1 protein-coding gene is annotated in these 625 nt (G+C 73.3%); it reads right to left on the reverse strand.

All coding sequences use genetic code 11. The annotated features are described in order from the left end of the window. On the reverse strand, positions 1 to 611 hold a 611-nt coding region (locus QEZ54_RS36255), incomplete at its 3' end, for a response regulator transcription factor (protein WP_281309316.1). Positions 612 to 625: the final 14 nt, after the last annotated feature.

Consider the following 625-nt stretch of genomic DNA (forward strand, 5'->3'; position numbering starts at 1 on the left):
TCGGAGCCGAGTTTGGCGCGCAGGCGCCGCACGTGCACGTCGACGGTGCGGGTGCCGCCGAAGTAGTCGTAGCCCCACACCTCGCGCAGCAGCTGGTCGCGGGTGAAGACCCGGCCCGGGTGCTGGGCCAGGAACTTCAGCAGCTCGAACTCCTTGTACGTGAGGTCGAGCGGGCGTCCCTTGAGCTTGGCGGCGTAGGTGTCGGGGTCGATGGTCAGCTCGCCGCCCCGGATGAGGCCGCCCGCGGCCGCGGTGGCGGAGTTGAGGCGGCCGACGGCCAGCCGCAGCCGCGCCTCGACCTCGGCCGGGCCGGCGCCGGCGAGGATGACGTCGTCGACGCCCCAGTCGGCGTTGATCGCGACGAGTCCGGCCTCGGTGACGACGGCCAGCAGCGGCACGCCGATGCCGGTGGCGTGCAGCATGCGGCAGGTGGCGCGGGCTTCGGACAGTTCGGTGCGCGCGTCGACCAGCACCGCGTCGGGGCTGGGGGTGGACACGAGCGTGCGCACGTCGCGGGGCGCGGTGCGCACGGTGTGCGGGAGCAGGTCGAGAGCGGGGAGCACCGCAGAGGGCTCACCAGCGCGTGCGGTGACCAGGAGCAGAATTTCCACGGATCGCCTCCGTC

Source organism: Catellatospora sp. KI3, from assembly GCF_029948125.1.
Lineage (GTDB): Bacteria > Actinomycetota > Actinomycetes > Mycobacteriales > Micromonosporaceae > Catellatospora.